At 68.0% G+C, this 26,773-nt stretch carries 25 protein-coding genes and 1 other RNA gene; 15 read left to right on the top strand and 11 right to left on the bottom strand.

The features are described from left to right. Positions 1-95: 95 nt before the first annotated feature. On the bottom strand, positions 96-533 hold the full coding sequence (locus OHZ10_RS09890; RefSeq protein WP_059233986.1) for a YidB family protein: 438 nt from the start codon (positions 531-533) through the stop codon (positions 96-98). An 88-nt stretch (positions 534-621) separates the two neighbouring features. Further along, on the bottom strand, positions 622-1,233 hold the full coding sequence (locus tag OHZ10_RS09885; RefSeq protein ID WP_342702276.1) for a ComEA family DNA-binding protein: 612 nt from the start codon (positions 1,231-1,233) through the stop codon (positions 622-624). Between the two features lie 285 nt (positions 1,234-1,518). Between OHZ10_RS09885 and OHZ10_RS09880 the strand changes: the two genes are divergently transcribed. Beyond that, complete coding sequence (locus tag OHZ10_RS09880) at positions 1,519-1,980, top strand: MerR family transcriptional regulator (RefSeq protein WP_174994133.1); 462 nt, start codon at positions 1,519-1,521, stop codon at positions 1,978-1,980. After that, positions 1,964-2,398, top strand: a complete 435-nt coding sequence (locus OHZ10_RS09875) for a carboxymuconolactone decarboxylase family protein (RefSeq protein ID WP_059233989.1) — start codon at positions 1,964-1,966, stop codon at positions 2,396-2,398. The genes OHZ10_RS09880 and OHZ10_RS09875 overlap by 17 nt, the downstream gene beginning before the upstream one ends. Before the next feature lie 19 nt (positions 2,399-2,417). On the opposite strand, the gene OHZ10_RS09870 is transcribed toward OHZ10_RS09875, so the two are convergent. Next, entirely contained in the window at positions 2,418-4,334 is a 1,917-nt protein-coding gene (locus tag OHZ10_RS09870; protein WP_342702273.1) for a sigma-54-dependent Fis family transcriptional regulator, read from the bottom strand. Positions 4,335-4,874: 540 nt separating this feature from the next. Here OHZ10_RS09870 and OHZ10_RS09865 point away from each other — a divergent pair. From OHZ10_RS09865 to lipA, 6 genes are all read left to right on the top strand, one after another. Beyond that, positions 4,875-5,933 (top strand): ATP-NAD kinase family protein, encoded by a 1,059-nt coding sequence (locus OHZ10_RS09865; protein WP_342702271.1) that lies wholly within the window; start codon positions 4,875-4,877, stop codon positions 5,931-5,933. A 58-nt stretch (positions 5,934-5,991) separates the two neighbouring features. After that, on the top strand, positions 5,992-6,768 hold the full coding sequence (locus OHZ10_RS09860; RefSeq protein WP_059233992.1) for an SDR family NAD(P)-dependent oxidoreductase: 777 nt from the start codon (positions 5,992-5,994) through the stop codon (positions 6,766-6,768). Positions 6,769-6,845: 77 nt separating this feature from the next. Further along, positions 6,846-7,829, top strand: a complete 984-nt coding sequence (locus tag OHZ10_RS09855) for a thiamine pyrophosphate-dependent dehydrogenase E1 component subunit alpha (RefSeq protein ID WP_059233993.1) — start codon at positions 6,846-6,848, stop codon at positions 7,827-7,829. 54 nt (positions 7,830-7,883) lie between these two features. Beyond that, positions 7,884-8,888, top strand: a complete 1,005-nt coding sequence (locus OHZ10_RS09850) for an alpha-ketoacid dehydrogenase subunit beta (RefSeq protein ID WP_256084963.1) — start codon at positions 7,884-7,886, stop codon at positions 8,886-8,888. Between the two features lie 4 nt (positions 8,889-8,892). Next, positions 8,893-10,008, top strand: a complete 1,116-nt coding sequence (locus OHZ10_RS09845; protein WP_342702268.1) for an acetoin dehydrogenase dihydrolipoyllysine-residue acetyltransferase subunit — start codon at positions 8,893-8,895, stop codon at positions 10,006-10,008. Positions 10,009-10,010: 2 nt separating this feature from the next. Beyond that, positions 10,011-10,976, top strand: a complete 966-nt coding sequence (lipA, locus tag OHZ10_RS09840) for a lipoyl synthase (protein WP_340624180.1) — start codon at positions 10,011-10,013, stop codon at positions 10,974-10,976. An 11-nt stretch (positions 10,977-10,987) separates the two neighbouring features. Here lipA and OHZ10_RS09835 read toward each other — a convergent pair whose 3' ends face one another. The 8 genes from OHZ10_RS09835 to trxA form a co-directional block, all read right to left on the bottom strand. Further along, on the bottom strand, positions 10,988-12,343 hold the full coding sequence (locus tag OHZ10_RS09835) for an MATE family efflux transporter (protein ID WP_059233997.1): 1,356 nt from the start codon (positions 12,341-12,343) through the stop codon (positions 10,988-10,990). Between the two features lie 2 nt (positions 12,344-12,345). Beyond that, positions 12,346-14,178 (bottom strand): ArnT family glycosyltransferase, encoded by a 1,833-nt coding sequence (locus tag OHZ10_RS09830; RefSeq protein WP_155627131.1) that lies wholly within the window; start codon positions 14,176-14,178, stop codon positions 12,346-12,348. Between the two features lie 145 nt (positions 14,179-14,323). Further along, entirely contained in the window at positions 14,324-14,584 is a 261-nt protein-coding gene (locus OHZ10_RS09825; protein WP_059233999.1) for a type B 50S ribosomal protein L31, read from the bottom strand. A 158-nt stretch (positions 14,585-14,742) separates the two neighbouring features. Next, positions 14,743-15,576 carry a zinc-dependent peptidase gene (locus OHZ10_RS09820; RefSeq protein ID WP_059234000.1) on the bottom strand — a complete coding sequence of 278 codons (834 nt, stop codon included), beginning with the start codon at positions 15,574-15,576 and terminating at the stop codon, positions 14,743-14,745. A gap of 38 nt (positions 15,577-15,614) precedes the next feature. Continuing rightward, complete coding sequence (locus tag OHZ10_RS09815) at positions 15,615-17,171, bottom strand: MFS transporter (protein ID WP_174994127.1); 1,557 nt, start codon at positions 17,169-17,171, stop codon at positions 15,615-15,617. Next, positions 17,168-17,668: a MerR family transcriptional regulator gene (locus OHZ10_RS09810; protein WP_059234002.1), complete on the bottom strand. Its 501-nt coding sequence runs from the start codon at positions 17,666-17,668 to the stop codon at positions 17,168-17,170. Before OHZ10_RS09810 ends, OHZ10_RS09815 begins: the two co-directional genes overlap by 4 nt. A gap of 129 nt (positions 17,669-17,797) precedes the next feature. Continuing rightward, a complete protein-coding gene (gene rho / locus OHZ10_RS09805) occupies positions 17,798-19,060 on the bottom strand; it encodes a transcription termination factor Rho (protein ID WP_006478662.1) in 1,263 nt (420 codons plus the stop codon). A 195-nt stretch (positions 19,061-19,255) separates the two neighbouring features. Continuing rightward, entirely contained in the window at positions 19,256-19,582 is a 327-nt protein-coding gene (gene trxA, locus OHZ10_RS09800; protein WP_006402348.1) for a thioredoxin TrxA, read from the bottom strand. A gap of 390 nt (positions 19,583-19,972) precedes the next feature. Here trxA and ffs point away from each other — a divergent pair. The 7 genes from ffs (at position 19,973) to OHZ10_RS09765 (ending at position 26,768) form a co-directional block, all read left to right on the top strand. Continuing rightward, positions 19,973-20,071: signal recognition particle sRNA small type (gene ffs / locus OHZ10_RS09795), an RNA gene on the top strand. A 128-nt stretch (positions 20,072-20,199) separates the two neighbouring features. After that, positions 20,200-22,566: a DNA polymerase III subunit gamma/tau gene (locus OHZ10_RS09790; RefSeq protein ID WP_342702260.1), complete on the top strand. Its 2,367-nt coding sequence runs from the start codon at positions 20,200-20,202 to the stop codon at positions 22,564-22,566. A gap of 94 nt (positions 22,567-22,660) precedes the next feature. After that, entirely contained in the window at positions 22,661-22,987 is a 327-nt protein-coding gene (locus OHZ10_RS09785; RefSeq protein ID WP_014896896.1) for a YbaB/EbfC family nucleoid-associated protein, read from the top strand. Between the two features lie 31 nt (positions 22,988-23,018). After that, on the top strand, positions 23,019-23,615 hold the full coding sequence (gene recR, locus OHZ10_RS09780; protein WP_034181272.1) for a recombination mediator RecR: 597 nt from the start codon (positions 23,019-23,021) through the stop codon (positions 23,613-23,615). Between the two features lie 48 nt (positions 23,616-23,663). Beyond that, complete coding sequence (locus tag OHZ10_RS09775; protein WP_006496407.1) at positions 23,664-24,869, top strand: CaiB/BaiF CoA transferase family protein; 1,206 nt, start codon at positions 23,664-23,666, stop codon at positions 24,867-24,869. A 208-nt stretch (positions 24,870-25,077) separates the two neighbouring features. Beyond that, complete coding sequence (surE, locus tag OHZ10_RS09770; protein ID WP_174994124.1) at positions 25,078-25,839, top strand: 5'/3'-nucleotidase SurE; 762 nt, start codon at positions 25,078-25,080, stop codon at positions 25,837-25,839. Next, entirely contained in the window at positions 25,836-26,768 is a 933-nt protein-coding gene (locus tag OHZ10_RS09765; protein WP_059236724.1) for a protein-L-isoaspartate(D-aspartate) O-methyltransferase, read from the top strand. The genes surE and OHZ10_RS09765 overlap by 4 nt, the downstream gene beginning before the upstream one ends. Positions 26,769-26,773 lie beyond the last annotated feature (5 nt).

Genomic DNA, 26,773 nt, shown 5'->3' with positions numbered 1-26,773 from the left:
CCGGTTCGCGCCGGGCGCGCAAAAACAAACACCCCGCCTCGGCGGGGTGTTTGCTTATGGAGCGGCCGAACGGGCCGCCCGGTAGCGTGGCGTGCTTAGCCCTGCTTGTTGCCGCCGAACAGGCCGGCGAGCTGCGACAGCGAGCCGAGCACGTTCGACGTGTCGACCTGTGCCTGGCCGTCGGCCGGCACCGCGCCGTCCGGCGTCGCGTGGTTGACGACGTGCGGCAGCACCTGCGCGAGGACGGTCGACGCCATCGACGGGTCGACGCCGAACTTGCTTGCCAGCGCGCCGATCGCGTCCGAGCCGAGCACGTTCTGCAGCGCATCCGGCGAGATCGGCTGGTTCTGGCCGTTGCCGACCCACGAACCGATGATGTCGCCGGCGCCGCCTGCCTTGAACTTCTCGATCAGGCCGTTCAGGCCGCCCGGCTGGTTGTTGATGAATTCGAGCGCGGTCGTGATCAGCGCGCTTTGCGAGTTGCCGCCTGCCTGGCCGCCGATCAGACCGCCAACGATGTCGAGGAGACCCATGGTTCTTCACCTTCACTGAAAAGGGCGCCGTGACGACGGCGCCCGTTGAACGAATGCCGCGCGCACGCCGTCGCGCGCGCGGCGCACATCAGGCGCCCGACGCCGCGGCGGCGGAGGCTGCCTTGTCCTTCTTGCTCTTCTTCTTCGAACCCTTCGCCGCCTTCGCGGACGACGCCGCGGCCGGCGCGCTCGCGCCCGCGTCGGCGGATGCCGCCGCTGCGGCCGCTGCTTTGTCCTTCTTCGATGCGCGCTTGGCCTTGGCCGGCTTCGCCGCCGCATCCGGTGCGCTGGCCGCCGGGGCCGGCGCTGCAGTCGTCGTGCCGGCCGTCGCGGTCGTGGACGTCGACGCGGTGCCTGCCGTCGTCGTGGCCGGCGTGGTGGCCGGTGCGGTCGCGGCCGGCTTCGACAGCTTCACGCCCTTCGGCGGCGTCGACGAGCCGCCGATCGTCAGGCCGTTTTCCTCCAGATGCCCGACCGATTTCGTGCCGAGGCCCTTCACGCGGTTCGCGAGATCGTCGGCGTCCTTGAACGGGCCGTTCCTGGTGCGTTCGTCGATGATCGCCTTCGACTTCACGGGCCCGAGACCCTTCACGGATTCGAGCGCGGCCTGGTCAGCCGAGTTGACTTCGACGGCCGCGGCAAGGCCGGCGGCGAGCGACAGCGATAGCGCGACGAACAGCATCAGCAGCTTCTTCAGCATGGCAAAGGCTCCCTGGTTCTGACGGATGAATGGCTGTTGCAACGGACGGCGGGGCGAGATCCGGCCGGACGTCGCCGTTAAGCATAGGACAAATGCGTGCCCTTTTTAAGACAGGCTGACTGAATCTTGCTGAAGGCTTGCGGTGCTGTAAAGGCCGAAACCCGTGCCGGGCGCCGATTTTGACCATTCTTTACGGTGTCGCAGGGGCGCGCTGGGTGTCGTTGCACTGGCCGTTCGAAAGCGCTTGACTTAGAGTTGGCTCTAACTCTTAACCTTGTTTCTGCCATGTCGAAAACCGTATCCAAACCTTCCGCCGCCGGTCCGCTGACGATCGGACAAGTCGCCGAAATGACCGGCTTGTCGACGCATACGCTGCGGTACTACGAGCAGGCCGGGCTGCTGCGCGCGATTTCGCGCACGGCGGCCGGGCACCGGCTTTACGCGCCGGCCGACCTTGACTGGCTGGCCTTCGTGATGCGCCTGAAGGCGACCGGCATGCCGATCGCGCAGATGCAGGAATTCGCGGCGCTGCGTGCGCAAGGCGAGCCGACCTTCGGTGCGCGCCGCAGCCTGCTGGTCACGCATCGCGACGCGGTGCGCGCGCATCTCGCGGAGCTGCAGGCGAGCCTCGACGCGATCAGCGACAAGATCGCGTACTACGAGGCGCAGGAGCGCGAAGCGGAACGACGGGCAAACCCTTCTCACGCTATATCCGAACAGGACGGACACCATGGAACGACTCGCTGAAGACCGCTACACGCGCGGCTGGAACAAACTGAAGGAAATCGACGGCGAAGTGGGCGAACGCGTGATCGCGGCGCTGGCGCCGATCGCGCCGGATTTCGGGCGGCTGCTGGTCGAGTTCAGCTTCGGCGACATCTACAGCCGGCCGCAGCTCGATCTGAAAGCGCGCGAAATCGCGACAATCGCGGCGCTGGCCGCGCTCGGCAACGCGCAGCCGCAGTTGAAGGTGCATATCGAGGCCGCGCTGAACGTCGGCTGCACGCGCGAAGAGATCGTCGAGGTGTTCATGCAGATGGCCGTCTACGCGGGTTTCCCGGCCGCGCTCAACGCGCTGTTCGCCGCGCACGAGGTGTTCACGCGGCGCGACGAAGCGGCCGGCGAGGCCGGACAGGCGAACCAAGCGGCCGGGCAGGCTGCATGACCGCTGTCGCGCTCGCGCATCACGCGCGATGCGGCGCGACGATCCGGTGCTTCGCGATGCGCCGGTACAGCGTCGCGCGCGACATGCCGAGCGCCTTGGCGGCCGCGTCGGGCCGCCAGCGGTGCGCGGTGAGCGCCGCGACGATGCGGCCGCGTTCGTCGTCGGGCAGCGCACCCGACGGGGCGGCGCCGAGTTGCGCGGCGATGTCGGCGGGCAGGTCGCGCCGCGTCACGCGCGCGGCGTCGCACACCGCGCACGCATAGCGCAGCACGTTGCGCAGTTGCCGCACGTTGCCGGGCCACGCGTACGCCGCGAGCTGTTCGGCGAGCGTCGGATCGAGCGTGAGCACGTGGCCGGTCGCCTGCGCTTCCTCGGCGAACACGGTGGCAATCACGTCGCGCACGTCCGCGCGTGCGCGCAGCGGCGGCAGTTCGAACGTCGCGCCGCTCAGCCGGTAATACAGATCTTCGCGGAACGTCCCGTCGGCGACCATCCGCGCGAGATCGCGGTGCGTCGCGCAGATCACGTCGAGATCGACGCGCACGGGCGCATCGCTGCCGAGCGGCACGACTTCACCGTCGGCGAGTACGCGCAGCAGGCGCGTCTGCAACGCGAGCGGCATGTCGCCGATTTCATCGAGAAACAGCGTGCCGCCATCGGCGAGCGCGATCTTGCCGCGTGCGCCGTGCTTGCGCGCGCCGGTGAACGCGCCGGCCGCATAGCCGAACAGTTCGCTCTCGATCAGCGCTTCCGGCAGTGCGCCGCAGTTGACGGCGACGAACGGCCGCGTGCGCCGCGCACCGGCGTCATGGATCGCGCGCGCGAACACTTCCTTGCCCGCCCCGGTTTCGCCGAGCACGAGAATCGGCAGCCGCTTGCTCACGACGCGCAGCGCGAGTTCCGCCTGTTGTGCGATATGCGTGTCGCTGCTGTGCAGGAACGGCGTCAGCGCGCCGACGTGACGTGGCGCGGCGCCCGCGCGGCGCGATACCGTGCCGGGCTCGCGGCCGGCACGCCGTAGCGGCGCCCGCAAGCGCGCATAGAGCGGGGCGCCCGTCGCGCGCAGCCGTAGCGCGACGATCGCATCGAGCCGCGCGGCGTCACGTAGCGGCATTTCGGTCGCATCGAAGATCTCGTCGATATGGCGCGGCTCGCGCAGTGCCGGCAGTGCGTCGCGGGCCTGACGGTTCGCGGCGACGATGTTGCCGCAGTCGTCGAACGCGATCAGCCACTCCGGCTGCGTTTCGACGTAGTGACGATTCGGATGCCCGAACAAGATCCAGTGCTGCGCGGTGCTGTGCACGAAGTAGCCGTCCTCGATCAGCGCCGCGCTCTGCCGCACGAGCTGGTAGACGAGGCGCTGGCTGTCGCGGCCGTCGGGCGAATGCACGGCCGACGCGTCGAGCACGCCGATCAGTTCGCCGCCCGGCGAGAAGATCGGCGCCGCGCTGCAGGTGAGCGTCGTGAATGCCGCGCGAAAGTGATCGGTCTTGTGCACGGTGATCGGCGCGAGATCGGTCAGCACGCTCGCGACGCCGCAGGTCCCTTCCTCGCTTTCCGACCAGCACGAGCCGATGTGCAGGCCCGCGTGACGGAAGTCGTTGCGGCGCTCGCGGTCGATCCGGTAATCGATCGTCACGCCGTGCGCGTCGGTCAGCATCACGCAGTAGTCGGCGACGCGAATCATGTCGTGCAGCCGCGTCAGGCACTGGCCCGACGCGCGCAGGAAGGCCTCTTCCTTGTCGCGTACTTCGCGCAGCTCGGCCGCGGTCAGCACGCGCGGGCCGATCGACGAAGCGGGGTCGAGACAATAACGCTCCAGCGAGCGTTGCCACGACGACACCAGCCGCTCGGAATCGGCCGGCGCGGGCAGGCGTCCGGCGAGCGCGCCGAGTACACGGTCGGCGTGCTGGGCCTGGGGGACGGCGTAGGGCATGGTCGGCTCCGGTTCCGTACGGCGGGGATATCGATGTCCTTGTAGCACATCCGGTTGCGCGGATCACATTGCATCGCAGCACGCGGCGCGCGTGAGACGTTCGTCTCACCGGCATCTCGCCGTGTCTCGCGCGGTTGAGACGTCCGCATGCGTGGCGCGCGGCGGTCGTCGGGCCTGCCGTGACGCGCGCCGCGCCGCGTGAACGCCGGTTTTGCGGGCGGCGCGGCGCGCATGCACAGGTGCCGCGGCCATCGCGTCGTCGCATCGACAGCGTGAGACGCAGGGATGGTTTCGCGAGGTCCGCATCGTCGCAGCCGCGCATCCTGAACACGCGTCAGCCCGCCGCGCCAGCGTGTGCGCGGGTTTCACGGTCACCGCAGTGACGATGGCACGCCGCTTGCAGAGATCACGGGCAAGCCGATGCGGTCGCGTTGGCGACGACGATCCGCTGCCCGTCGATGGCAGCGGACGAAACCGGCAGGGCTGGACGAAGCGCCGATGCGCCGATGCCGGCCCGGCCAACTGGATGGAGACGAACCCGTGACGACGCCCGTTACCGTCGGCGTGATCGCGAACCCCGCATCGGGGCGCGACATCCGCCGCCTCACGACGCATGCCTCCGTGTTTCCGACGGCCGAGAAGGCGAACATGATCGTGCGCCTGCTGGCCGGCCTCGGCGCGATGGGCGTCGAGCGCGTGCTGACGCTGCGCGACCGTACGGGCATCGCGACGCTGCTGCTGCGCGCGATCGATACGCATCGCGCGGTCGCGCCGCACGAACGCTGGCCCGAGGTCGAATTCGTCGACCTGCCGATTACCGATTCCGTCGCCGACACGCAAGCCGGCGCCGCGTACCTGCACCGGATGGAAGTCGCGCTGATCGTCGTGCTCGGCGGCGACGGCACCCATCGCGCGGTGGCCGCGCATTGCGGCGCGACGCCGCTCGTCGCGCTGTCCACCGGCACCAACAACGCGTTTCCCGAACATCGCGAGGCGACCGTCGCCGGCGTCGCGGCAGGGCTTGCCGCGACCGGCGCCGTGCCGGCCGAAGTTGCATTCGTGCGCAACAAGCGGCTCGTCGTGCGCTGCGTGGCGGGCGCGCAGCCGGGGCGCGAGGAAATCGCGCTCGTCGACGTGTGCGCCGCGCGGCAGCGCTTCATCGGCGCGCGCGCGATCTCCGGATCCGACGACATCGATTCGCTCTACCTGACGTTCGCGGAGCCGGACGGTATCGGCCTGTCCGCCCTCGGCGGCGCGTGGGCGCCGCTCGAGCGCAGCGCGCCGCACGGGCTCGCGATGCGCTTCGCGCAAGCCGGCAAGACGGCCGGCACGCCGCTCGTCGCGCCGATCGCGCCGGGGCGTGTCGATCGCGTCGTGATGCGCAGTTGCGAGCGGCTCGAACCGGGCACGTGGCAGGCGATTCCGTTCGAACGCGGCACGCTCGCGTTCGACGGCGAGCGCGAGATCGAGGTGGCGCGCGGCGACCGTTACGAGATTTCGCTCGACTGGCGCGGGCCGCTGACGGTCGATGTCGGCCGCACGTTGCGCTACGCGTCTTCGCGGCAATTGCTGCGCGACGCCGGCGCGTGGCACGACTGAACATCCGGTTTGCGCACAGCATTTCGTCATCCATAACGATCGTCAAGGAGACATTGCCATGACAGCCCCACTCGAAGGACAGGTCGCCATCGTCACCGGCGGCGCACGCGGCATCGGCCGCGGCATTGCGCTGACGCTTGCCGGCGCAGGCGCAGACATCCTGCTGGCCGACCTGCTCGACGACGCGCTCGACGCCACCGCGCGCGAGGTGCGCACACTGGGCCGCCGGGCGGCGGTGGCGAAGGTCGACGTCACGCAGGCCGCCCAGGTCGAGGCGATGGTTGCACAGGCACTCGCCGAACTCGGCGGGCTCGACATCCTCGTGAACTGCGCGGGCGTAATCAGCATTCATCCGGTTGCCGAACTGACCGAGCGCGACTGGGATTTCGTGATGGACGTGAATGCGAAGGGCACGTTCCTCGGCTGCCGTGCGGCGCTCGCGCATCTGAAGGCGCAGGGGCGTGGCCGGATCATCAACGTCGCGTCGATCGCCGGCAAGGAAGGCTTTCCGGATCTCGCGCACTACAGCGCATCGAAATTCGCGGTCGTCGGCTTCACGAACGCGCTCGCGAAGGAGCTCGCGCGCGATGGCGTGACCGTCAACGCGATCTGCCCCGGCATCGTCCGTACCTACATGTGGGACCGGCTGTCCGACGAATGGAAGACCGACGGCGAAACGGTCGAAGCGTCGTGGCAGCGGCACCAGTTGGCGTTGATCCCGCAGGGTCGCGCGCAGACGCCCGAGGACATGGGCCGGCTCGCGCTGTTCTTCGCGACGATGGACAACGTGACGGGCCAGGCCGTGAACGTCGACGGCGGCTTCACGTTCCACTGACGGCCGCCGGCCGTGTAATCCGTCGCCGTGGCACCGCCTCGGCGGCATTCGCAGTCAGACCTACCCAGGAGACATACATGACCGCTTCGACACAGCTCAGCAGGGACAAGCTGCTGGACGCCTACCGGCTGATGCGCACGATCCGCGAATTCGAGGAACGCCTGCACGTCGAATTCGCGACCGGCGAGATTCCCGGCTTCGTTCACCTGTATGCCGGCGAGGAGGCGTCCGCAGTCGGCACGATCCTGCACCTCGGCCTCGACGACTACGTGGCCACCACGCACCGCGGCCACGGCCATTGCATTGCAAAGGGCGTCGACGTGCACGGGATGATGGCCGAGATCTACGGCAAGAAGACGGGCGTTTGCCACGGCAAGGGCGGCTCGATGCACATCGCCGACCTGTCGATGGGGATGCTCGGCGCGAACGGGATCGTCGGCGCGGGCGGCCCGCTCGTGTGCGGCGCGGCGCTCGCGGCGAAACACAAGAAGACGGGCGGCGTCGGCGTGTGCTTCTTCGGCGACGGCGCGTCGAACCAGGGCGTGATCTTCGAATCGATGAACCTGGCGTCGGTGTGGCGGCTCCCCGCGATCTTCGTCGCCGAAAACAACGGCTATGCGGAAGCGACGTCGTCGAGCTGGTCGGTCGCGACCGACAACATCGCCGATCGCGCGAACGGGTTCGGGATGCCGGGCGTGATCGTCGACGGCTTCGATTTCTTCGCGGTGCACGAAGCGCTCGGCGAAGCTGTCGAGCGCGCGCGCAACGGCGGCGGCCCGACGCTCGTCGAGGTGAAGTTCACGCGCTACTTCGGCCACTTCGAAGGCGATGCGCAAACCTACCGCGCGCCGGGCGAGGTGCAGAAGCTGCGCGACGAGAAGGACTGCCTGAAGCATTTCGAGACGCGCGTCGTGCGCGCCGAAGCGCTGACGACGGCCGACCTGCGCGCGGTCGATGCACAGGTGAAGGCGCTGATCGACGACGCGGTCGCGCAGGCGAAGGCCGCGCCGGTGCCGGATGCCGCCGACCTGCTGACCGACGTCTACGTGTCGTATCCGTGAGCGCGGCCTGACACCGCAGCCGGCACGGCGAACCGAACATTCCAGGAGACAGACATGGCAAGGAAGATCACTTATTCGCAGGCGATCAACGAAGCGCTCGCGCAGGAAATGGCGCGCGACGACAGCGTGATCGTGATGGGCGAGGACAACGCGGGCGGCGCGGGCGCGCCGGGCGAGGACGACGCATGGGGCGGCGTGCTCGGCGTGACGAAGGGGCTGTTCCACAAGTTTCCGGGCCGCGTGCTCGATACGCCGCTGTCGGAGGGCGGCTACATCGGCGCGGCGGTCGGCGCGGCCGCGTGCGGGATGCGGCCCGTCGCGGAGCTGATGTTCATCGATTTCATGGGCGTGTGCTTCGACCAGATCTTCAACCAGGCCGCGAAATTCCGCTACATGTTCGGCGGCAAGGCCGTGACGCCGGTCGTGATCCGCGCGATGTACGGCGCGGGTTTGCGCGCGGCCGCGCAGCACTCGCAGATGCTGACGTCGCTGTTCACGCACATTCCGGGGCTGAAGGTCGTGTGCCCGTCGACGCCGTACGACGCGAAGGGGCTGCTGATCCAGGCGATCCGCGACAACGATCCCGTGATCTTTCTCGAACACAAGCTGCTCTATACGCGCGAAGGCGACGTGCCGGAGGAGTCCTATGCGATTCCGTTCGGCGAGGCGAACGTGGTGCGCGAAGGCGACGACGTGACGATCGTCACGTACGGCCGGATGGTGCATCTCGCGACGGATGCGGCCGCGAAGCTCGCGAAGGACGGCGTCCAGTGCGACGTGATCGACCTGCGCACGACGTCGCCGCTCGACGAGGAAACGATCCTCGAAAGCGCTGAGCGCACCGGGCGCGTGGTGGTCGTCGACGAGGCGAACCCGCGCTGCTCGATCGCGACCGACATCGCCGCGCTCGTCGCGCAGCGCGCGTTCCATTCGCTGAAGGCGCCGATCGAGCTCGTCACCGCGCCGCATACGCCCGCGCCGTTCGCGAGCGTGCTGGAAGACCTGTACATCCCGACGGCCGATGCGATTGCGCAGGCGGTCCTGAAGACGAGGAGCTGACACGATGTCGATTCACATGATCACGATGCCCAAGTGGGGGCTGTCGATGGAGCAGGGGCAGGTCAACGGCTGGCTGAAGGCGCTCGGCGAACGCGTGACGAAGGGCGATGAGGTGCTCGACGTCGAGACCGACAAGATCTCGTCGGGCGTCGAATGCGCATTCGACGGCACGCTGCGCCGGCAGGTCGCGCAGGAGGGCGAGACGCTGCCGGTCGGCGCGCTGCTCGGGGTCGTCGCGGCGGCCGAGGCGAGCGATGCCGACATCGATGCGGCGATCGCCGATTTCCAGCGCGATTTCGTACCGAGCGCGGCTGCCGACGAAGCAGCCGGCCCGCAGCCCGAGAAGGCGCAGATCGGCGGCCGCACCGTGCGCTTCCTGAAGCTCGGCGACGGGACGGGCACGCCGGCCGTGCTGATCCACGGCTTCGGCGGCGACCTGAACAACTGGCTGTTCAATCACGCGGATCTCGCCGCGCACCGGCAGGTGTGGGCGCTCGACCTGCCCGGGCATGGCGAGTCGGGCAAGGCCGTCGACACCGGCAGCCTCGACGAACTCGCCGACGCGGTGCTCGCGTTGCTCGACGCGCAGCACATCGAGCGCGCGCACCTGATCGGCCATTCGATGGGCGGCGCGGTCGCGATGGCGGCGGCCGAGCGTGCACCGCAACGCGTCGCGTCGCTGACGCTGATCGCGAGCGCGGGGCTCGGCACCGACATCAACCGTGCTTACATCGACGGTTTCGTCGCCGGCAACAGCCGCAACACGCTGAAGCCGCACCTCGGCGCGCTGTTCGCCGACAACGCGCTGGTGACGCGGCAGCTCGTCGAGGATCTCGTCAAGTACAAGCGGCTCGAAGGCGTGCAGGCCGCGCTGGAGAAGATCGCGAACGCCGCGTTCGACGGCGCCGCACAGCGGCGCGTGTTCCGCGACGGGCTCGCGACACTTGCGCCGCGCACGCTCGTGATCTGGGGGGAGCGCGACCAGGTGATTCCCGCGCAGCATGCGCAGGGCTTGCCGGACGGCGTGCGCGCCGAAGTGATCGCCGGCAGCGGCCACATGGTGCAGATGGAGGCGGCTGCCGATGTGAACCGCCTGATCGTCGCGTTTCTCGGAGACTGACGATGGCCGCCGCGCTCGAACGACCCAGCCTCACGGCGCTCGGCCAGCCGGGCGCGCGAAGCCGCGACAAGCTTGCGCGCATCCCGGTGCGCGTCGAGCCCGCGGCCGGCACGGCGTTGCCGAAGCCGCCGTGGCTGCGCGCACGGCCGATGATGAGCGCGGCGGTGGCCGACATGGCCGCCGTGCTGCGCGACCATCGGCTGCATTCCGTCTGCGAGGAGGCGATGTGCCCGAACATCGGCGAATGCTTCGCGCAGCGCACCGCGACCTTCATGATCATGGGCGGGCTGTGCACGCGGCGCTGCCCGTTCTGCGATGTTGCGCACGGCCGCCCCGATCCGCTCGATCCCGATGAACCCGCGCGGCTGGCCGACGCGGCGGCGGCGCTCGGGCTGCGCTACGTCGTGATCACGTCGGTCGACCGCGACGACCTGCGCGACGGCGGCGCCGCGCATTTCGCCGCATGCATCGCGGCGGTGCGCGCGAGCGTGCCGGGCATCGGCGTCGAAGTGCTGACGCCGGACTTCCGCGGCCGCGTGACGCGTGCGCTCGATGCGCTGTCGACAGCCTGGCCGGACGTGTTCAACCACAACATCGAGACGGTGCCGTCGCTGTATCGCGCGGCGCGACCGGGTGCCGACTATCGCGGCTCGCTTGAATTGCTCGCGCAGGCGAAGGCTGCGCGGCCGGCACTGGTGACGAAATCGGGGCTGATGCTCGGGCTCGGCGAGCGTGACGACGAAGTGCGCGACACGCTGCGCGACCTGCGCGTGCACGACGTCGACGTGCTGACGCTCGGCCAGTATCTCGCGCCGTCGGAACACCATCTGCCGGTGCGGCGCTACGTGAGCCCGGACGCGTTCGCTGCGTGGCGCGACGAAGCGCTTGCGCTGGGTTTCAGGGAAGTCGTTGCCGGCCCGCTCGTGCGGTCGTCATATCACGCGGCCGACGTGCTGGAGAACGCGTAGCGGGTGGCGTGTCAGGCAGGGGCGGTGACGTGCGCGCGGCTGATGTGGCGCAGGTACAGCACGAGCCCTGCACCCGCGAGCATCAGGCTGACCGTGTTCGCGAACCAGAAGCCGCGTGCGCCCGTCAGCCACGCGGGTGCGATGCCGCCGACGTCGAAGCCGAGCACGTAGCCGCCGCTGAGGCCGACGCCCCACAGCGCGACCGCATAGATCACGGTCGGCACGACCGCCACCTTGTACGCGCGCAGCACGAACGCCGACGTGACCTGCAGCGCATCGAAGACGTGGTAGCACGCGACGATCGCGACGAGCGGCATCGCGGCCGCGGCGACGGCCGGGTTCGGCGTATAGCCGCCGATGATCAGCGGGCGCAACGTGAAGACGAGCACGCCGTAGGCGGCGGCCACGCCGCACGCGAACATCACGCTGTGCCGGCCGAGCAGCCGGGCTTCTTCGGGACGTCCGGCGCCGAGCGCGCGCGCGACCAGCGTCGACGCCGCCACGCCGATCGACAGCGGCGTCATGTACAGCACCGCGCCGATGTTGCCGGCGATCTGGTGGCCGGCGAGCGTCGTCGTGCCGAACTGCGCGATGAACAGCGCCATGCACGTATAGGACGTGACCTCGATCAGGTACGACAGGCCCATCGGCAACCCGAGTTTCAGGATCGCCTTCTGGCGCTCCCAGACGGGCCAGCAGAAGCGCGAGAAGATCGCGAGCGGCGCGAACACGTCGAGCTTCGCGAGCAGCGTGTAGCCGATCAGCGCGAGCCCCCAGTTGATCAGTGTGCTCGCGAGCCCGCAGCCGGGGCCGCCGAGGGCCGGTACGCCGAGCCCGCCGAAGATGAACCAGACATTGAGCGGAAACTTGAGCAGCAGTGCGCCGATCTGCAGGATCATCGCGAGCCGCGGCTTGCCGGCGGCGTTGGTCAGCGCGTTGTAGATGCGGAAGACGAGGCTGGCGGGCAGCCCGTACGACAGGATGCGCAGGTAGTCGACGGTGCGGTCGTGCAGGGCGGCAGGCGCGTGCGCGACGCGCAGCAGCGGCTCCGGAAAATGCAGCAGCAGGAAGCCGGGAATCGCGAGCAGCAGCGCGAGCCACAGTGCCTGGCGTACTTCCTCGCCGATTTCGGCGTAGCGCCGCGCGCCGTACAGCTGCCCGGTGATCGGCTGCAGCGCGGACAGGATGCCCGTCAGGCCGATATAGATCGAGACGTAGATCGACGAGCCGAGCCCCAGCGCGGCGAGGTCGACGGCCGAATAGCGGCCGACCATTGCGGTGTCGATCACGCCGAACGCGATGATCGCGAGCTGGCCGACGAGCACCGGCCACGCGAGACCGACGATCCGGCGGATGTCGCCGAACATCGTCAATCGGCCGCCTGGCGGCGCGGCGGGCGCTTCTTGACGGGCGTCTTCGGCCGTTCGATGCGTTCGTACAGGCGGAAGCGCTCGTCGCGGTCGGCGACGCGGCGGCCTTCCCACACGAGACGCCACACGTATTGCGACATCGCGCTCGGCTCGCCGAAGTCGGCGCGGTCCTGGCGCAGGATCACGTCGCAGTCGCCGGAGAAATCGAAGTGCATGTTGCCGAAATACGCGAAGGTCGCAATCTGTGCATCGCCGAGCCGCACGGGCGAGATGCACTCGTAGTCGGACGGCAGGTGGACGGCGATCTGTTGCGCGACATCGCGATAGGTCCGGCCGTAGTTGACGATCGGCAGCCACAGCGTCATCAGCAGCACCCACATCAGCGTGGTACCGGCGCCGGACAGCACGACGCTGCGCCACAGTACCTTCGGTTGTCGCGAGATGCGCCAGCGCACGAGAAAGCACCAGCACACCGTGACGATCACCGCGCAGATGAACGACAGGATCTTGAAATGCGGTTCGTAGCCGGGCACGAGGCGCGCGAGGTTGCGTGCGAGCGGATGCGGGAAGCCGGTGAGCGAGGCGAGCCACACGAGCCACACGAAGGTGCCGAGGATCGTGAAGCTCAGCACCGCGAACCAGTCGATCGCGTTGATCGCGCCGCGCTTGAGGGTCGGCAGCGCGAACGTCGCGAGCACCGCGAGCGGCGGCATCAGCAGCATGTACATGCGGTTCGACTGCTGGCTCTGCAGGATCACGAGAGCGACCAGCGGCACGGCAACCGACAGCGGAATTGCGATGTGCGCGCGGCGACGCATGCCGGCCCAGCTCCACCAGGCCCAGATCGCGAGCGGCCACGCGGGCCACGTGAACAGCGGCAGGTTCTTCGCCGCGTAGCCGAGCACGGCCGTCGGCGGGCCCGAAAAGCGCATCAGGCTGCCGTGGATCCACTGGTTGAAGAACCACGCGGCGTCGTCGGGCGCCGCGACGAACGCGGCGAGCGGCCACAGCGCGAAGATCGCGGCCGCGAGCGGCACGCCGATCAGCGGCAGGCGCAGGTTACGCATCTCGGGCGTGACGAGCCACAGCGCGGCCGTGCCGGCGAGCAGCGCGACGACCAGCACGGGGTTGCCGGACAGCCCGACGAGGCCGATCGCGACGCCCCACCACAGCGCGCCCTGCAGCGGCTTGTCGATGCCGCGCACGATCCCGTAGACGAGCATCGCGATCCACGCGAACTGTGCGAGCTGCGGCGTCGTTTCATGGCCGCGTTCCGCGAGGCCGAAGCATGCGACCAGCACCAGCAGCGCGCCGTCGGCGAGCGTGCGGCCGTAGTCGCGCGGTTCGGGTTCGCCGCCGAATGCGTATTTGAACGGCTGGACCTCGGCACGCCGGCCGAGCAGGTAGGCCGCGTACCAGACGAATGCGCACGCGACGCAGAACAGCACGCCCGTATCGACGCGCGACGCGTTGCTCGCATCGACCCACGGGCCGAGGCCGCGGATCGACAGCGCGCCGAGCCAGTAGCCGAGCGGCCCGTCGGTCGTGATGAACTTGCCGACCAGGTTCGGCAGCAGCCAGTCGTGCCAGCCGCCCTTGGCCATCGTCCACATCACGCCGAAGCCCGCCGCGTCCTCGTTTTTCCACGGGTCGCGGCCGAACAGGCCGAACGCCGCGTAGACGAGGCAGAGCGTGAGCAGCAGCCAGCGCGGTAGCGCGCGCGTGGCGGAGGCGGTGAGACGGACGACAGGCTTCATGCAGATGAGCGTTTTGTTATGGGCGGGCGTCCGGCGCGGTCGTGCGCGGACGGGCCGGTTTCGAGCATCCGGCATTGTAGACGCGCCGGCGATGACGCGTCAGATCGATGCCCGGACGCCGGCCGGCCGTTTCCGGGCGAGCAGAGACAAAAAAGGGCAGCCTGGGCTGCCCTTTTTGTGCGGTACCGGTGCGTTACAGCCACCGGATACGATGCGAAGCTTACTTCGCCTTGCCGTTGGCGCGGACGCCGAACTTGTTCTTGAACTTCTCGACACGGCCTGCCGTGTCCATGATCTTTTGCTGACCCGTGTAGAACGAGTGCGATTCCGACGACACTTCGATCTTGGCGAGCGGGTAGGTCTTGCCGTCGAGTTCGATGTTTTCGCGCGTCTGGATCGTCGAGCGCGTGATGAACTTGAAGCCGTTCGACATGTCTTGGAAGACGACTTCGCGGTAATTCGGGTGGATGCCTTCTTTCATGGTCTTTCCTTGGTGAGAGCGGTAGCCAACCCGCCGCTTGCCGTGCCGGCCTGCGCACATTGCGCAATACCAGACGACGCCAAGCCCGGCGCGAGCCACTTGCCTAAGGTCGAAAAACGGCGATTATGCCAGAAAATCAGATGGTTGACGAATAATTTTCAGGGGGCGTCGAGCGCGCCGGTGCCGGCCGGATCCTGCCGGTAGTAACGCGCGAGCAGCCGGTACAGCTCCGGAAATTCGGACTCGAACGCTTTCGGCCGCACGAACAGCGCTTCGCTGCACACCGCGAAGAATTCCGACGGGTGGTCGGCCGCATAGGGATCGATCAGCGAGTCCCGCTCGAAGCGCGCCCACGCACGGTCCGGCACCGCGTCGACGCGTGCGCAGAACTGGTCGTACGCATGTTCGAACACGTCGGCCCACGCCTGCGCATCGAGGTGCGGCGCGTGCCAGCGGCGAAACAGGGGCGGATAGCCATCGGCCGCGCCGTTGACCATGTCGATCTTGTGCGCGAATTCGTGGATCACGACGTTGTACGCGTCCCGGCCGTCCGTCATCTGCGCGTCTTCCCACGACAGGATCACCGGGCCGCCTTCCCAGGCCTCGCCGCTCGCGTCCTGCTCGACTTCGTGGACGACGCCGTCCTCGTCCTGCACGGTCTTGCGGATCACGAATTCGCCCGGATACACGACGACGCCGACCCAGCCGTCGTACAGCGACAGGTCGAGATTCAGCACGGGCAGGCAGGCCTGCGCGCCGATCGCGACGATCATTTCGTCGGTCAGTTCGAGCCCGTGCGCGGTCGAGAACGACTTCTTCGCGAGAAACAGGCTCGTCAGCTCACGCAGCCGGCCCAGCGCGTCGGGCGGCAGCGCCGCGAGGAACGGCAGGCGCTCGACCGTGTCGTGCCACAGCGTGTCGGAGATCGGGTGGCTGCGCAGCGCGCGGTCGCGGCGGCGGTCGTCGAACCAGCGGGTGAGTTTCGAGAGCATGGAAGCGGCGGACGATGATCCAAAGCCTGTCTTTTAACTCAATCGATCTCTTTTTGCCATGCTGCGAAGACGCCGCCGACGAGCGCGACGCCCGCCAGGAAGTAAAAGCCGTCGAGCGACGCGAGGAACGACGCCTGTTGCGCGACCATCCGCGCAATCGAGGCGATCGCGAGGGCGTGCGCCTCGTTCAGCGCGTGGCCGGCCGCGGCGTAGCTGCGCGTCAGCGCGTCGACGGTCTGCTGGAACAGCGGGTCGAACACGTTCGCGCGCTCGACGAGCCGCGTCTGGTGCACGGCCACGCGGTGCTGCTCGACGATGATCACCGACGACGTCGCGAACGAGATCGTCAGTTGCCGCACGATGTTCTTCAGCCGGTAGCCGTGCGTGTATTCGTCGATCGCGAAGATCCGGAACGTGAGGTTGGCGACCGGCAGCACGATGAAGAGCAGCAGCAGCCCGCGCAGCAGCAGCGGGACGATCAGTGCGGCTTCGCCGACCTGCGGCGTCATGCGCGTCATCCACAGCGCCGCCGTGACGGCGATCGCGAACCCGGGCACGACGAACCACTTCTTGTGCGTGACGAGCTTCGCATAACGCAGGTACGCGAACAGCGCGGTGGCCGAGATCAGCGACATCGTGCCCACCAGGCGCCCGGCGTTCTCGACCGGATAGCCGAGCCCGCCTTCGAGAAAGCGCGACGTCAGGTAACTGAAACCCGTCGTCTCGTAGTAATAGAACATGTAAAGCAGCAGCCCGACCTGGAAGGTCCGCTCGCGAAACGCATGCAGCCGCACGAGCGGCGTCGGGTGGTTCCACTGGTGATACGCGAACCATGCGAGCGCGCCGATTCCCGCGATCGTCAGCGCGATCAGCATCGGCGAGCCGCTGTAGAGCTGGTAATGCACCTGCTGCATCACGATCTGCAGCGCGCCTTGCGCGAGCGCGAACACGACGTACGGCCAGAAGTGCCCGGAGCCGCGTGCGTCGTCGGGCGTCCGGCCCGAATCGGGCAGCGTGAGCAGCGCGAGGACCGCGAACGCAATGCCGGCCGGCGCTGTGCACGCGAACAGTGCACGCCACGTCGAATGCGCGACGAGCAGCCCGCCGACGAGCGGCGCGAGCGCGCTGCCGAGCAGGATCATGATCAGGAACGCGCGCGTCGCGGGCGGCCGCGCCTGCGGCTTGAAGCTGATCTGGATCAGGATCCGGCACGCGCCCATCATCGGGCCGATGAAATACCCCTGGAAACCGCGCGCGAACGCGAGTTGCAGCGATGTATCGGCGAGCGCGGCCGCGATCGCGCCGAACGAGAACATCAGCATGCAGCCGGCGACGTAGCGGCGATGGCCGAGCCGGTCGACCCACCATTGCTGCTGCAGGATGCCCAGCACGGCCGTGACCGCATACGCGCTCGACGACCACACGAGTTCGTCGGGCGACGCGTTGATGCCGCCCGCGATGTAGCTTGCGAAGAACGAGAAGACCGCGTTGTCGAAGTAGTCGATGCCGGTGACGAGTGCGAGCGCCCACGGGAACAGGTCCGCGCGCAGGTTCGCGCGGCTCCACAGCGGCGGGCGACCGGGCACCGTGTTCATTCGCGATCCTTGCGCGCGCGCCGCGCGCCGGCTTCGGCCTGCCGCTGAGCGATCAGCGCATCGGGGTTTTCGCCGGCGAGGCGCCGCTCGACGTAGTCGACGTCGTGCTGCAGTTCCTTGCGCAGTGCGACGGCTTCCTTCAGTTCGCGCTGGACGGCCGCGATTCGCCGGTCGAGCGTGTCGATCTGTTCGGCGAGGCTGGTGCGGATGTCGCGCAACGACGCGTCCGAATAGCGGCGCCGGCCGTCGCCCGTTTCTTCCAGCGGGCGCTTCAGCATTTCGGCGATGCCATGCAGCGAGAAGCCGAGCGCGCGTAGCCGCAGGACGCGCGCGAAGCGCTCGAGGTCGGCTTCGTCGTAGAGGCGGTAGCGGCCCTCGCTGCGCGACGGCGTGACGAGCCCGCGCTCTTCGTAATACTTCAGCGTGCGCGGCGTGACGCCGAGCCGCGACGCGGCGTCGCTCACGGTCAGCAGCGGGGTGGTGGCGTCGTTCGGCATCGGGAGGCGTGGGTTGGGTTGGGGTGATGGCACGATTATAGATCAACCTGTACGTTCACGTTCATGTTGGGATGGAAAAACGGCCGCCGGGCAAGCTGCGCGGGCGGCCGTTTTGCGGGGCGGGGGCGATCAGCCGCCGCGGCGCATCAGGTCGAAGAACTCGGAGTTGCTCTTCGTCTGGCGGATCTTGTCGAGCAGGAATTCCATGGCCTCGACTTCGTCCATGTCGTGGATGAACTTGCGCAGCACCCAGATCTTCTGGAGGATCTCGGGCTTGATCAGCATTTCTTCGCGGCGCGTGCCCGACTTGTTCAGGTTGATCGACGGATAGACGCGCTTTTCAGCGAGACGGCGCTCGAGGTGCACTTCCATGTTGCCGGTGCCCTTGAACTCTTCGTAGATCACGTCGTCCATGCGGCTGCCGGTTTCGATCAGCGCGGTGCCGATGATCGTCAGCGACCCGCCTTCCTCGATGTTGCGCGCTGCGCCGAAGAAGCGCTTCGGACGCTGCAGTGCGTTCGCGTCGACACCACCCGTCAGCACCTTGCCCGATGCCGGGATCACGGTGTTGTACGCACGCGCGAGACGCGTGATCGAGTCGAGCAGAATCACGACGTCGTGCTTCATTTCGACGAGGCGCTTGGCCTTCTCGATCACCATTTCGGCGACCTGGACGTGGCGCGTGGCCGGTTCGTCGAACGTCGAGGCGATCACTTCGCCGGCGACCGAGCGCTGCATTTCGGTCACTTCTTCAGGGCGTTCGTCGATCAGCAGCACGAACAGGATCACGTCCGGGTGGTTCTGCTTGATCGCGTGCGCGATGTGCTGGAGCATCACGGTCTTGCCCGACTTCGGCGATGCGACGAGCAGGCCGCGCTGGCCCTTGCCGATCGGCGCGATCATGTCGATGATGCGGCCCGTGACGTTCTCTTCGCCGCGCATTTCGCGTTCGAGCGACAGCGGCTTGTTCGGGTGCAGCGGCGTGAGGTTCTCGAACATGATCTTGTGTTTCGAGGCCTCGGGCGGCTGCCCGTTGACTTTGTCGACCTTCACCAGCGCGAAGTAGCGCTCGCCGTCCTTCGGCGTGCGGACTTCACCTTCGATGGTGTCGCCGGTGTGCAGGTTGAAGCGGCGGATCTGCGACGGGCTGATATAGATGTCGTCGGTGCTCGCGAGGTACGACATTTCCGGCGAACGCAGGAAACCGAAACCGTCCGGAAGCACTTCGAGCGTACCGTCGCCGAAGATCGTCTCTCCCGTCTTGGCGCGCTTTTTAAGAATGGCAAACATCAACTCCTGCTTGCGCAGGCGGTTCGCGTTTTCGATCTCCAGGCCATTGGCCATTTCGATCAGTTCGGAGACGTGCAGAGACTTGAGCTCGGATAAATGCATACGGAGAACCCGCCAGGGAGGAGATGCGACGAAAGAAAATAAGGGAGGAGGGCGAGCGGAAGCGCTCAGAGACTTAAATGCGTCTTGTCGACGTTTTTTAATTCTAGCATAGGCCGATTCGCGCTTGAGCGAGCGATCGGCGGCTGGACGACGGACGTGTTGCCGGCTGACAACACGTCCGTGGAACTGCCGGTATTACAGGTGGCTGTCCAGGAATGCGGTGAGCTGCGACTTCGACAGCGCGCCGACCTTCTGCGCGGCGGCCGCGCCGTTCTTGAACAGGATCAGCGTCGGGATGCCGCGCACGCCGAACTTCGCAGGCGTAGCCTGGTTGTCGTCGACGTTGATCTTCGCGATCTGCAGCTTGTCGCCGTAGTCTTTCGCGACTTCGTCGAGGATCGGGGCGATCATCTTGCACGGGCCGCACCATTCGGCCCAGAAATCGACGAGCACGGGCTTGTCGGACTTGACGACGTCCTGTTCGAACGATGCGTCGCTGATGTGTTTGATCTGTTCGCTCATTGGGTCAATACCTCTTACGGTTCGGGGACTGCCTGCTTGCGCGTTGCGGCGTACCGGCCGCCGTAGGCTGCCGGCCGCTGCGGCAGGTCACGCCGCGCTCCGGAAAGGAGGGGCGTAGGCGCTGCATGCCGCGGCTCGCGGGTCGTTCGGGCGTCATATTAGCCTAAATTGCTATCTGCTGCGGGCGGCGATAGTAGCCGCTACGCGAGTAGGGGTACGACGCGACGTTCGACCGTTGTGCCATGCAAGTGGAGGCTGGCCTGCAAATTACAAGGGGCGGGCACGCATGCGCGTCGTGCGAACGGATGGCATGCCGGTTTGCCCGGCGATATTCGCATTGATGCGAACAAACGGTCGCATTCGTCCGGAAGCGGTGATAGAATATGCCGTGACGGGCCTCCTCGCATGGTGGGGCGGTGAACCTGGTCAGGTCGGGAACGAAGCAGCCACAATCGTTTTCCGCCAGTGCCGAGGGTTGGGCTCGTCACCTTCCTTCTCGCCCCGTTCGCAGGGCGTTTTTTATTTCTGCATCGCACTCCGTTCGACCCCGCACTTTGCCCGTGTTCCGCACCGTTTCACGTGTCGGCGCGACGCAGCGTTACTGATACAATTTCCCGATGACCTATCAAGTTCTCGCACGCAAGTGGCGTCCGAAGGATTTCGCTTCGCTCGTCGGCCAGGAGCACGTCGTCAGGGCGCTCACGCACGCGCTCGACGGCGGGCGTCTCCATCACGCCTATCTGTTTACCGGAACCCGCGGTGTCGGCAAGACGACGCTGTCGCGGATCTTCGCCAAGGCGCTCAACTGTGAAACCGGCGTCACGTCGCAGCCGTGCGGCGTGTGCCGCGCCTGCCGCGAGATCGACGAGGGCCGTTTCGTCGATTACGTCGAAATGGATGCCGCGAGCAACCGCGGTGTCGACGAGATGGCCGCGCTGCTCGAGCGCGCGGTGTACGCGCCCGTCGATGCGCGCTTCAAGGTCTACATGATCGACGAAGTGCACATGCTGACGAACCACGCGTTCAACGCGATGCTGAAGACGCTCGAGGAGCCGCCGCCGCACGTCAAGTTCATCCTCGCGACGACCGATCCGCAGAAAATTCCCGTCACCGTGCTGTCGCGCTGCCTGCAGTTCAACCTGAAGCAGATGCCGGCCGGGCACATCGTGTCGCATCTGGAGCGGATCCTCGGCGAAGAGCAGATCACGTTCGAGCCGCAGGCGTTGCGCCTGCTCGCGCGTGCCGCGCAGGGCAGCATGCGCGATGCGCTGTCGCTCACCGACCAGGCGATCGCCTATTCGGCGAACGAAGTGACCGAATCGGCCGTGTCGGGCATGCTCGGCGCGCTCGACCAGACTTACATGGTGCGCCTGCTCGACGCGCTCGCGGCCGGCGGCGGCCCCGAAATCCTCGCGATCGCCGACGAAATGTCGCTGCGCAGCCTGTCGTTCTCGACCGCGCTGCAGGATCTCGCGAGCCTGCTGCACCGAATCGCATGGGCCCAGTTCGCGCCGGGTTCGGTGCTCGACGAGTGGCCGGAAGCGGCCGACCTGCGCCGCTTCGCGGAGACTTTGAGCCCCGAACAGGTTCAGTTGTTCTATCAGATCGCGACGGTCGGGCGCGCCGAGCTCGGCCTGGCGCCGGACGAGTACGCCGGTTTCACGATGACGCTGCTGCGGATGCTCGCGTTCGAGCCGGCCGTCGCTGCCGGCAGTGCGCCGGGCGGGCAGCCGTCCGTGCCGCGTGCCGTGCCGGCCCCGCGTACGGCCGTGGCGTCGGCTGCCGCGGCGAAGCCGGTATCGGCTGCGCCGGTCGAGGCAGCGCGTCCGCAGGCTGCAGTGCCGGTTGTGCCGGTTGCGCGTTCTGCACCGGCGCAGTCCGGCGATGACGCAGGCCTGCCGGTCGCGAAGCCGGCACCTGTCCAGGCAGCCGCGCCGGCCCCGGTCGATGCACCCGTTATCGAAACGCCGCAACCGGAAGCGGATGCGGTGCCTCAGGCGCCGCAAGCGGCACCGGCAGGCGACTTGCCGCCGCCCGTCCGCAAGGAACCCGAGCCGCCTGCGACTGCCGCTGCTGTCGTCGCGCAGCGAAACGACGAACCGGCCGTATCAGCCGAGCCGGTGCAGCGCGCTGCACCGCCCGAACCTGCCGCCCGCCCGGCGTCGCGTGCAGGCGGCGCCGCCGCCGCGCTCGACGTGTTGCGCAATGCGGGGATGCGCGTGTCGTCCGACCGCGGGCGCGCGAGCGCCGTGCCGAAACCGGCTGCCGCGCCGGCCGCCGAGAAACCGGCTGCGCCGCGCCCCGCCGTGCCGGTGCCGACGCCGCGTGCTGCCGCCCGTGCGCCGCAAGCAGCCGATTCGCGCCAGGCGTCGCCGCCGTGGGAAGACATCCCGCCCGACGACTACGTGCCGCTCAGCGCCGACGAGATGTTCGGCGCGCCGGACGACGGCTTCGTGCCGGTATTCGACAGCGGGCCCGACGATGTCCGCGTGACGCCGAAGCCTGCGGAAGCGCGTCCGGCTGCGCCGGTCGACGCGCGCCCGTTGCCGCCCGCGATCGCGCTCGACCCGATCGGCTTCGACGGTGAATGGCCGGCGCTGGCCGCGCAGTTGCCGCTGAAGGGTGTCGCGTACCAGCTCGCGTTCAACAGCGAACTGACGGCTGTCGACGCGACCGCGTTGAAACTGTCCGTGCCGGTGCCGCAGTATGCGGACGCCGCGCAGGTGACGAAGCTGAAGGCTGCACTGGCCGATGCCCTCGGCAAGCCGGTCGAGGTGACCGTCGAGGTCGGGCCCGCACGGCGTACCGCGGCGGCGCTCGATGCGGCCGCGCGCGCGGCTCGCCAGCGCGAAGCCGAGCAGGAGATTCACGGCGATCCGTTCGTCCAGCAGCTCGTGCGCGACTTCGGTGCGCGCATCGTCGAAGGCTCGGTGCGTCCGCTCGCCGATTCGGCGCCGGACGGCGTGCCGCCGACGCTGCATTGAACTGACCGCCCCGGGACAGGCACAATCACGCCCGCACACATTGACCGGCACGCGCCGCGTGCCGGTTTTCACACGATCAAGAAGGAGTATTCCCATGTTGAAAGGCAACCTCGCCGGACTGATGAAGCAAGCGCAGCAAATGCAGGAAAACATGAAGAAGATGCAGGAGCAGCTTGCGCTGATCGAAGTCGAAGGGCAGTCGGGTGCCGGCCTCGTCAAGGTGACGATGACGTGCCGCAACGAAGTGCGCCGCGTCGCGATCGACCCGAGCCTGCTCGCGGACGACAAGGACATGCTCGAGGATCTCGTCGCCGCTGCGTTCAACGACGCGGTGCGCAAGGCCGAAGCGACGTCGCAGGAAAAGATGAGCGGCATGACGTCGGGCCTGCCGCTGCCCCCGGGCTTCAAGCTGCCGTTCTGAGCGTAACGTCCTTGCCACTGTCTGCTGCCGTATGAAACAGCCGTCCGCCCTGTCTGCTCTCGTCGAAGCGTTGCGTGTGCTGCCCGGCGTCGGGCCGAAATCCGCACAGCGCATGGCGGTCCACCTGATGCAGCACGACCGCGAAGGCGCGGAACGGCTCGGCCGGTCGCTGTTGTTCGCGACCGAGCACCTGCAGCACTGCGAGAAGTGCAACACGTTCACCGAAGCGCAAATCTGCGAGGTCTGCAGCGACGAGGAGCGTGATCCGACGCTGCTGTGCGTCGTCGAAACGCCTGCCGACCAGATCATGCTCGAGCAGACGATGACGTACCGCGGGCTGTATTTCGTGCTGATGGGGCGGCTGAGCCCGCTCGACGGAATCGGCCCGAAGGAAATCCATTTCGACCGCCTCGTGCGGCGTGCGTCCGACGGCATCGTCAAGGAGGTCGTGCTCGCGACCAACTTCACGAACGAAGGCGAAGCCACCGCGCATTACCTCGGCCAGACGCTGAAGGCACGCGGCCTTGCGGTCACGCGCCTCGCGCGCGGCGTGCCGGTGGGCGGCGAGCTCGAGTACGTCGACGCGGGCACCATCGCCCGTGCAATGCTCGATCGCCGCACGATGTAAGCCGGGCGCCGCCTGCCGGCGGCGCCGTTCCTCATGCCAGGGAGACACATGAGCACCAGCCAGGGCCCGCTCGCGGGCGTCAAAGTGCTCGAATTCGGAACGCTGATCGCGGGGCCGTTCGCGTCGCGGCTGTTCGCCGAATTCGGCGCGGAAGTGATCAAGATCGAGGATCCGAACGGCGGCGACCCGCTGCGCAAGTGGCGCAAGCTCCACCCGGAGCAGGGCGGCACGTCGCTGTGGTGGTCCGTCCAGGCGCGCAACAAGAAATCGGTCACGCTCAACCTGAAAGCCGATGCCGGCAAGGCGATCGCGCGGCAGCTCGCGAGCGAGGCCGACATCGTGATCGAGAACTTCCGTCCGGGGCTGCTCGAAAAACTCGGGCTCGGCTACGACGTGCTGTCCGCCGACAATCCGGGCCTCGTGATGGTGCGTCTGTCCGGCTACGGACAGACGGGCCCGTATCGCGACCGGCCCGGCTTCGGCGCGATTGCCGAATCGATGGGCGGGCTGCGTCACATCACCGGCTACCCCGATCTGCCGCCGCCGCGCATCGGCATCTCGATCGGCGATTCGATCGCCGCGCTGCACGGCGTGATCGGCGCGCTGATGGCGCTCCATCACCGCAAGGTCAACGGCGGCGCGGGGCAGGTGGTCGACGTTGCCCTGTATGAAGCCGTCTTCAACATGATGGAAAGCGTGGTGCCCGAATACGGAGTGTACGGGATGGTGCGCGAGCGCACCGGCGCGTCGCTGCCGGGCATCGTGCCGTCGAATACCTACGCGTGCCGCGACGGCAGCATCGTGATCGGCGGCAACAGCGATCCGATCTTCAAGCGGCTGATGAAGGCGATCGAGCGCGACGACCTGGCCGACGATCCCGCGCTCGCGCAAAACGACGGGCGCGTGCCGCGCACGCAGGAGATCGACGACGCGATCGCCGCATGGCTCGCGCCGCGCACGATCGACGAGGCGCTCGTCGTGCTCAACGCGGCCGACGTGCCGGCCGGGCGCATCTACAGCGCCGCCGACATGTTCACCGATCCGCAGTTCGTCGCGCGCCAGATGATCCAGCGTTTCAAGCTGGCCGACGGCACCGACATCCCGCTGCCGAACATCACGCCGAAGCTGTCGGACACGCCGGGCGAAACGCGCTGGCTCGGGCCCGAACTCGGCGAGCACACGGACGAAGTGCTGCGCGGCCTCGGTTACGACGCGCAGGCGATTGCCGCACTGCGAGAAGCGGGCGCGATCTAGGGGAAGCCCGGGGCGCTGTTGCTTCGCGCCAGGTCCCCGGCGGGACTTCCTTCGAGGCGGAAAACCCGGGGCGGCCCCGCGTTTTCCCGAGCAGGCGGAAAGCCGCTGCGCCATGCGGCGGCGCACCGTGCGCGCATGCGCGCACCCGTCCTTTCGCGGCCGCCGGACTGTCGCTCTCGCGCCATCTTTCCTCGGTTACAATCGCCGGATGCGAATCCTACTCAGCAACGACGACGGCTATCTCGCCCCCGGTCTCGCCGCGCTCAGCGAAGCGCTGCGGCCGGTGGCCGAACTCACTGTGATCGCGCCCGAGCAGAACTGCAGCGGCGCGTCGAATTCCCTCACGTTGTCGCGGCCGCTGTCGGTGCAGCGCGCAGCGGGTACGGGTTTCTTCTACGTGAACGGCACGCCGACCGATTCGGTGCACGTCGCGCTGACGGGGATGGCCGATGCGCGGCCGGATCTCGTCGTTTCCGGGATCAACAACGGCCAGAACATGGGCGAAGACACGCTCTATTCAGGGACAGTTGCAGCCGCCACCGAAGGCATCATGTTCGGCGTGCCGGCCATCGCATTCTCGCTGGCCGACAAGGGCTGGGCCCATCTGGCGGACGCCGCGCGCGTCGCCGCGGAGATCGTCGAGCACTACCTCGCGCATCCGCTGGCGGGCAACCCGCTGCTGAACGTCAATATTCCGAACCTGCCGTACGACGAGCTGAAGGGCTGGAAGGTCACGCGTCTCGGCAAGCGTCATCCGTCGCAGCCGGTGATTCGCCAGACCGACCCGCGCGGCGAACCGATCTACTGGATCGGCGCAGCGGGCGCGGCGCTGGACGCGAGCGACGGCACCGATTTCCACGCCGTCGCAAACGGTTTCGTGTCGATCACGCCGCTGCAGCTCGACCTCACGCATACGCAGATGCTGCCCGCGACGCGCGAATGGGCGCGCGCCGGAGGGCGGGCTTCATGAGCGGCGAGCGCGCGAAGCGGTTCCCGCTCGCGCTCGAAGATCTCAAGCGAGCGCCACGCAAATCGGAAGGTCGGGCCGGTGAACGCCATGCGGCGGTCGCGGTGTCGAAGGCTGCCGACAAGCCGGCTGCCGTGCTGAAACCGGTTGCGGTGAAGCCCGTTGCCGCGCGCTCGCCGTTGCCCGGTCCCGCCACGGCGAAGCCCGCGACGGCACCGAAGCCGACTGCGCTGAAGCCCGCGATGCCGAAACCGGCTGCGCCGAGCGTCGCGCCGGCCGGCGCGTTCGCGCTCACGTCGGAACGCGTGCGCGAGCGGATGGTCGAACGCCTGCGCGCGAACGGCGTGACCGACGCGCGCGTGCTGGACGCGATGGCCGCGGTGCCGCGCCACCTGTTCGTGGATCCGGGGCTCGCGACGCAGGCCTACGAGGATTCGGCGTTGCCGATCGGCCACCAGCAAACCATTTCCAAGCCGTCGGTTGTCGCGCGCATGATCGAGCTCGCGATGGCCGGCCGCACACTCGAGCGCGTGCTCGAGATCGGCACGGGCTGCGGCTATCAGGCCGCCGTGCTGAGCCACGTGGCACGCGACGTGTATTCGATTGAACGCATCAAGCCGCTTTATGAGCGCGCGAAGCTGAACCTGCGGCCGCTGCGCGTGCCGAACATCCGTCTGCACTACGGCGACGGGCGTGTCGGTCTGCCGTCCGCAGCCCCGTTCGACGCGATCGTGATCGCGGCGGCTGGGCTCGACGTGCCACAGGCGCTGCTCGAGCAGCTCGCGATCGGCGGGCGGCTCGTCGCGCCGGTCGGCGCGCAAAGTGGGCAGCATCAGGTGCTCACGCTCGTCGAGCGCGTCGCGCACGCGCAATGGCGAGAGTCCCGGCTTGATCGCGTTTTCTTTGTCCCTTTAAAATCCGGAGTGATTTGAAACCG

The sequence above is a fragment of the Burkholderia arboris genome, from assembly GCF_038723655.1.
Taxonomy (GTDB): domain Bacteria; phylum Pseudomonadota; class Gammaproteobacteria; order Burkholderiales; family Burkholderiaceae; genus Burkholderia; species Burkholderia arboris.
Note: the sequence above shows the minus strand (reverse complement) of the source record. Positions and strands in the feature narration are given on the sequence as shown.